The sequence below is a fragment of the uncultured Corynebacterium sp. genome, from assembly GCF_902489365.1.
Taxonomy (GTDB): Bacteria; Actinomycetota; Actinomycetes; order Mycobacteriales; family Mycobacteriaceae; genus Corynebacterium.
The window spans coordinates 1-6,119 of record NZ_CABTZR010000106.1 but is presented as its reverse complement, the minus strand read 5'-3'; the positions used below and the strand labels follow the sequence as shown (position 1 = coordinate 6,119).

8 protein-coding genes are annotated in these 6,119 nt (G+C 58.2%); 3 read left to right on the top strand and 5 right to left on the bottom strand.

All coding sequences use genetic code 11. The features are described from left to right. Positions 1-185, top strand: a 185-nt coding sequence (locus RDN59_RS11020; protein ID WP_308607881.1) for a hypothetical protein, incomplete at its 5' end; no start/stop codon positions are given. A 419-nt stretch (positions 186-604) separates the two neighbouring features. Here the strand turns inward: RDN59_RS11020 and RDN59_RS11015 are convergent. Genes RDN59_RS11015 through RDN59_RS11005 form a run of 3 tightly spaced genes read right to left on the bottom strand, consistent with a single transcriptional unit; the run spans position 605 to position 2,762 of the window. After that, the gene (locus tag RDN59_RS11015; RefSeq protein WP_308607880.1) at positions 605-1,594 is read right to left on the bottom strand and encodes a hypothetical protein; all 990 of its coding nucleotides are present in this window, start codon (positions 1,592-1,594) and stop codon (positions 605-607) included. After that, positions 1,591-2,391, bottom strand: coding sequence for an ATP-binding cassette domain-containing protein (locus tag RDN59_RS11010; RefSeq protein ID WP_308607879.1), 801 nt, complete (start codon positions 2,389-2,391; stop codon positions 1,591-1,593). The genes RDN59_RS11015 and RDN59_RS11010 overlap by 4 nt, the downstream gene beginning before the upstream one ends. Further along, positions 2,388-2,762 (bottom strand): GntR family transcriptional regulator, encoded by a 375-nt coding sequence (locus RDN59_RS11005; RefSeq protein ID WP_010187877.1) that lies wholly within the window; start codon positions 2,760-2,762, stop codon positions 2,388-2,390. Before RDN59_RS11005 ends, RDN59_RS11010 begins: the two co-directional genes overlap by 4 nt. Positions 2,763-2,988: 226 nt before the next feature. On the opposite strand from RDN59_RS11005, the gene RDN59_RS11000 reads away from it, so the two are divergent. Continuing rightward, positions 2,989-4,227 (top strand): NYN domain-containing protein, encoded by a 1,239-nt coding sequence (locus RDN59_RS11000; RefSeq protein WP_308607878.1) that lies wholly within the window; start codon positions 2,989-2,991, stop codon positions 4,225-4,227. A 112-nt stretch (positions 4,228-4,339) separates the two neighbouring features. Here the strand turns inward: RDN59_RS11000 and RDN59_RS10995 are convergent, their stop codons facing one another. Together RDN59_RS10995 and trxA are read right to left on the bottom strand one after the other, a co-directional pair. Next, a complete protein-coding gene (locus RDN59_RS10995) occupies positions 4,340-5,164 on the bottom strand; it encodes a PspA/IM30 family protein (protein ID WP_308607877.1) in 825 nt (274 codons plus the stop codon). 157 nt (positions 5,165-5,321) lie between these two features. Next, complete coding sequence (trxA, locus tag RDN59_RS10990) at positions 5,322-5,687, bottom strand: thioredoxin (RefSeq protein WP_308607876.1); 366 nt, start codon at positions 5,685-5,687, stop codon at positions 5,322-5,324. Positions 5,688-5,835: 148 nt separating this feature from the next. On the opposite strand from trxA, the gene RDN59_RS10985 reads away from it, so the two are divergent. Further along, complete coding sequence (locus RDN59_RS10985; RefSeq protein ID WP_308607875.1) at positions 5,836-6,036, top strand: heavy-metal-associated domain-containing protein; 201 nt, start codon at positions 5,836-5,838, stop codon at positions 6,034-6,036. Positions 6,037-6,119: the final 83 nt, after the last annotated feature.

Sequence of the window (6,119 nt, the reverse complement as noted above, 5' to 3'; positions counted from 1 at the left end):
TCCTGAGCCAGGATCAAACTCTCCACAAAAAAGGCCGTGAAAAGCCCAAACCTAACAAACAGACAAACCACCACAGACCAAAAAGGCCTGAACTGGCTATCCAAAAATTACATAAAGAAAAAATCCAAAAACCAACCCCCAACCCGACGGGGATACAAGGAGGCTGGCCTAGTCAGAAGATTTAAATCAATACGCCCAAACAACTTATGTTATTTACAATGACGCCGCTTGAAAGAAAAGCGCCATCCGGCATACACCAACCGTGCCATACATACGGCACAACACGGCCAGAACAATAAAAATCAACCAACACAAAAAGTACATTGGCACACTATTGAGTTCTCAGACATCGTCACCACACAGCCATACGGTTCACCTTAGATGAAACGCAGTACTGCGAGTAAAGAAAATATTTGTTGTCAGGGCCTGTTTTCCTACCGCCTCTCTCCAAGAACCTCAGTTCCTGTGGGGCGCTGTCGGTCGCGCTGACTCATATAAAGTTACACACGGCCTCAAAGAAACACAAATATCCACGTCATGGCATGTTTTCGCCCACTTACAAGTGCGCTAAAGCGTGCCTTTAAGGCCGCGTTATGAACGGTTTCTAGCGGACACCAAACCAGCCCATCAGGCCCGGGCTAAAGACATTCACCTTCTTCGCCATCCGTGGGAAGGAAGCGGCCCACGCGGCATAGAGAAGCACCATCCCAGCCATCCCCCACACCACGGTGACCGAAGATGCAATGAGCGAAGTAATAAGCACGGCGGCTACGAGCGCGGTGAACGCTGTCGTGTAAATCCACGTGCTTTTATCTGTCACAGTAAAGCTCAGCAGCACAACCACCGTGGCAAGCACGACGATGGAATATCCGGGAAAGCGACCAGTCCATGCCACGGTGAGCAGGTCGACCACAAATGCCATCCCGACTGGAAAAGCTGTACACAGGAGCGTGACCCTGGCCCATCGAGTGCGCGGCACCCCGAAAGTAACCGCATCCTTCAGCGAACTACGGACTGAATCGGCGACTAACGGCAGGACAATCAAAGCGACTATCGTACCTGCGATGCCCACGCCCTTATCCCATAGCTTGCTCACCACGATGGCTATCGCTGTTGCGATGGCTACACCGATCGCAGTCCACATCCACGCGCGAACTTGAGGGCGCAACACAATCTGGGAAACCGGGGATGCGGAGAACCACCCCGTCGACGAATCACCATCGCTACCTACGATGAGGGAGCTCGCGGTCATGCGCGATGGCTCGACGCGCTTGGCCATGCAGAATATCCATGCTGCCGTTGGCGCGATGAGAGTCCACCACGGAAAGGCGAAGGGCGCGCTAACAAGAATGAGCACAAGCGTCAGGGAAGCATTGATTCGCCGGTGCCCATTCCACACCCGGGTGCTCAACCCAAAGGTCAGATAACGCGTGAAATCAGGCTGCGAAAGGTAGACCATAAGGACCATAAAGAGTGAGTAACCAATGGCCCACCCTTGCCCCCGGTCCATTCCCAGCACCGGAAGGACAACAATCCACAAGGCAAAAAAGAAGCTGTTCCAGCTCAGCGTCATATGTCTATAGAGCTTCATCATGCCTCCCCCAATGCCAACACTGCCTGTTCGAGGGATACCTCGGCGGCGCGAAGCCCCATCTCCTGGGCCATGTCGAAGACGTTGGTGGTGTGGTTGGGGCGGGCGTCGACAAGCGCGCGGTCTGCCACGGCTGAGGTTTCGCGCTCAAGGACCGGAAGCTGCAGGCGCCCCAGCGCGCGATCAAGGGCTTCGGCAGAGCCGGTGAGCTGGACGACGCCCTCAATGAACTCATCGATGGGTCCGGAGATCGGGCTCTCCCCCATCAGGGCCACAGTATCGAGCAAACCGGACAACTCGTTGAGGTGATGGGTGGAGACAATAATGGTGCGGCCGTGCTCTTCACGCAAGACGTCGTAGAACACCTCCCGCTTGGCGGCGTCGAGGCCGAGATAGGGTTCGTCGAGAAGCATGTATGGCACCCCCGAGGCCACCGCAACGATGAAGCTCGCCGCCGACTTCTGTCCACGGGAAAGCCCCGAGTAGTTCTTCACCGGTAGCTCGAAACGCTCCACCAATTCCTCGGCGCGCTCCTTGTTCCAGGTGGGCCAGCGCAGGCTGGATACCGTGAAGACCTTCTTCACGTTCCAGCCTTCGGGCAAGGGGTTGTCGATACCCATAAGCACAACCTTGTTGAGCACCTTTGCATTGTCATAGGGCTTGTCGCCATCGACCGTGATGCCGGAGCCACCCAATTGCCCGGCAATTTTGCGCAGCAGGGTGGTCTTGCCAATGCCGTTGGGGCCGACGAGGCCGTGAGTGAGGCCGTCGTCGAAGGTGAAGTGCGGGGTAGAAATCATGAGTAGAGTCCTCGACTTTCTGCAACAAGGTCGATGAGGTCATGGAGTTGCTGGCGGGTATAGCCCAGGTGCACGGCTTCGTCGATAAGCGGGGCTGCGTATTCAGCCGCAAAGTCTTGGCGACGCCGCGCCCGGATAAGGTCTGCGGCACCAGAGGTAACGAACATGCCGATACCTCGGCGTTTTTCGAGGATTCCGAGATCCACGAGGAGGGTCAGGCCCTTGCGGGCGGTGGCGGGGTTGATGCTGTGGAAGGCGGCGAGCTCATTCGTGGACGGTGCCTGGGCGCCCTCGGCGAGAGTGCCCTCAATGATGGCGTCCTCGATGAGTACCGCTATCTGACGAAAGAGTGGCTGCGCGGAGTTATCCATGCAGTCCCCCTAGTTGGTTGGTTACTCATGTAACTAACCATATAACCTGCTCCGTAACCTCCGCAAGACTTGCGGCAAACACGTTTATTACCTGGGAATTTCCTCAAGGTTATCGACGTTTTGTGACTAATGGGGCACACTGGACTACACCGGCCCTAGGCTGGAAGATCTCACAGAAGTGACCTAAGAAAATTAGTTAGAAGAAATAGAACGGAATTTAGGAGCCATGCTTGAACGAACACTTGTCTTCGTTGACACGTCATATCTACTCGCCAGTTTCTATAACTCCTGGGAGACGGGCGCCCGTGCCCAGCTAGAGATTGATTTACCCGAAGTGGTCAGCTCCCTCGGTTCGATGATTGAAAACCAGGTGGGCAACCGCGTTCACCGCCAATACTGGTATGACGGAATCCCCGATACCGGCCCCCACCGCTACCAACGCGCACTGCGCGTCTGCGACGGCGTCCAGCTACGCACCGGCCAGCTCATCGAGTGGGGCGAGCGCCGCACACAAAAAGCCGTGGACACCCGCCTTGTCGCCGACATGATCGTCTCTGCCATGAAGGGCCAAGTCACAGACTTTGTCTTGGTCTCCGGCGATGCCGACATGATTCCCGGTGTCCAAGAAGCCGTGAACAACGGCGTGCGTGTGCACCTCTATGGCTTTGGCTGGGATTCGATGTCCTCGGCGTTGCGCCATGCGTGCGACTCCACCACCATCCTGGATCCGCGAGAAGACTTCGCCGACGCAATGGAGCTCGAGGTCCTCGAAGGGCCACTGCCGCCGACCATTCGCGAGCCCCAGCACTCCGAGGACGGCAGCGAGGGCGAAGCCGTTGCCACCGACGAGCACGCAGAGGAGTGCGACGAACCTACCGAGGCACAAGCTGCCTTCCCCTCTGCACCAAAGCCTGGCCCCGCCACCCCTTCTGCCGCCGCGACGGACGTTGCCGCAACTGCCTCTCATCCCGAATCAGCCACACCCGATACCTCCCGCAAGGAAGAGGAGCCTCTCCCCTCCGGCGAGCAGACTTCCGCACCCAGCATCGACTCGCAGGAGCCTGCGGGCGCGGAAGCGGATGCGGCCCCCGACAGCTCGAAGCCAACCCCCAAACCAGCTGCACCCAAACCTTCGATGATGGCGCCGCGCCGCAAGCTGCGGTCGAAGTATGTTCCCCTCCCCGAAGAGGTGTGGAGCTCCGCAGGCTTCCAGTCCCCCTTTGACGTGGGGCAACAATATGCCTCGTGGTGGTTCGAAAACGCCGCGAGCGCCGACCAGCGCGATCAGGCCCATTTGCTCTCCGGCGGCGGCCTGCCCCCGGAGATCGATCGCCCGCTGCTGCAGTTCGCCTGCGAAACGCTGCACGAATACACGCTCACCGAAACCCAGCGCGTCAACCTGCGCGATGGCTTCCACTCGGGCATCCGCGGCGTGCTCATCAATATCCGCCGCCAAGATAGCTAAACCGCCGAAAGGGACCTTGGAGAGCGCGGGGTGCTGAAACACCCCGGCCGCGCTCGCTGCGCGGCTCTCTCTAAAAGGTCCCTTTTCTGTGCAGTGGTGTGCTTCGCAGTGGCTACTGCTTGTCCTCGGCGGTGTCCGATTCGGCGTTGACATCACTAGCATCAGCTTCGGCGCCGGCCTCAAGCGCTTGGTCGCTGTCGAAGGGGGAACCTTCGATCTCCTTATTCTTGGCCATCTCGGCGCGAATCTCATCCAGGCGGGACGTGGCGGCCATATCATGGCCCGCGGCCGAAATCTCCTGAATCCGGCTGCCGCCGGCCGCCTGGTGCAGCTCCTGAGCGCCGAGCGCATCCGCGTAGCGCTTCTCAATCTTGGCGCGCACCGAGTCCAACGTCGGCGTGGAATCATCCGGCTTGAGCTCGTTCATCGAGTTCAAAGCCTCGGCATTCTTCTCCTGCATCGCTGCCTGATCTGCCTGGGACAGCAACTGGTCGACTTGTGCCAGCTGCTCCTTCAGACGGGCCTCCGACTGCTGCTGCTGGGCCTTCGCCTGCTCAGCAGCCTGGGTAGCCGCCTCGTGCTGCGTTTTCAGGTTAGCCAGCTCGTTTTCCACGGCGACCAGCTGGCTCGCTACGACCTCAGCTGCCTGGTTGTACTCGGCGGCCTTCTGCGGATCCTCAGAGGCATCAGCCAACTCCAGCGCTCGGCGGGTCTGATCCTGATAATCCTGCTGGGTCTTCACCAAGCGATTGAGCTGCATTTCCAACTGGGTTTTGCGTCCAATAATCTCCGCCGCGTGTTCGGAAATCTCGCGATGCTGCTTCTTCGCACCTTCCACGGCCTGCTGGATCTGGACCTTGGGGTCAGCATTCTCATCGATTTTCTGATCGAAAGAAGCCATCACGTACTTCCAGCCTTTGCTAAATGGATTTGCCATCGCGCTCACTCCTTTGTAGTTCCTGCAACAGTAGTTAATGCAGCTCTTATTGGTGCCCTATATAAAAAGACGCTTTCCTGCGAGTGTAGCGATACTCACAGGAAAGCGCGCGCGGCGAGCGTACTTGGCCCTTCGCGCCAAGGAGGATTCTTCGGGACTATTCCGCCTGCTGGCTCTCCACCTGGGCGCGGACTTCGTCCATGTCGAGGGCCTTAACCTGGCCAATGAGATCCTCCAGTGCCGCCGGCGGCAGGGCGCCAGCCTCGCGGAAGACTAGGATGCCGTCGCGGAACACCATCAAGGTGGGGATGGACTGAATCTGCAGCTTCGCGGATAGCTCCTGGTTTGCCTCGGTATCCAGCTTGGCAAACGTGGCATCGGGGTGCTCTTCAGATGCCTTCTCAAAGACTGGGCCGAAGCGCTTGCACGGGCCGCACCATTCCGCCCAGGCATCGACGAGCGTGATGCCCTCGCCGGAGATGGTCTCCTGGAACGTGTCCTCAGTGATGTCAATCGTTGCCATGTCTTTTCCTATCAGTCTCGGGGATATTTGTCGGTTCTATCAACCCTCAACGGTACACAAGACTCGATTATTCCTTGCACATATACCCCAGGGGGGTATATTCTTGGCAGTAGCATTAACCGCTAAGAAAAGAGAAGGATTCATCACCATGAGCACCACAACCTACACCGTTACCGGCATGACCTGTGGCCACTGCGAGCTTTCCGTCAAGGAAGAGATCTCAGAGATCAGTGGCGTCACCGACGTTACTGCCGACCACACCACCGGCGCAGTCATCGTGACCGGGGAGGGCTTTAGCGACGACCAAGTCGCCGCCGCCGTCGCCGAAGCCGGCTACGAATTGGCCTAAACACCATGACCAACACCCTCACCCTCGGCATCACCGGGATGACCTTTACGTCGCGTTCCTCCCGCGTCGAGCGCAAGCTCAAC

Bases quoted from the DNA above. Each gene is read 5' to 3' on its own strand.
- RDN59_RS11000 (WP_308607878.1), top strand. From the start codon at position 2,989: ATGCTTGAACGAACACTTGTCTTCGTTGACACGTCATATCTACTCGCC.
- RDN59_RS11015 (WP_308607880.1), bottom strand. From the start codon at position 1,594: ATGATGAAGCTCTATAGACATATGACGCTGAGCTGGAACAGCTTCTTT.
- RDN59_RS11010 (WP_308607879.1), bottom strand. From the start codon at position 2,391: ATGATTTCTACCCCGCACTTCACCTTCGACGACGGCCTCACTCACGGC.
- RDN59_RS10995 (WP_308607877.1), bottom strand. From the start codon at position 5,164: ATGGCAAATCCATTTAGCAAAGGCTGGAAGTACGTGATGGCTTCTTTC.
- RDN59_RS10985 (WP_308607875.1), top strand. From the start codon at position 5,836: ATGAGCACCACAACCTACACCGTTACCGGCATGACCTGTGGCCACTGC.
- RDN59_RS11005 (WP_010187877.1), bottom strand. From the start codon at position 2,762: ATGGATAACTCCGCGCAGCCACTCTTTCGTCAGATAGCGGTACTCATC.
- trxA (WP_308607876.1), bottom strand. From the start codon at position 5,687: ATGGCAACGATTGACATCACTGAGGACACGTTCCAGGAGACCATCTCC.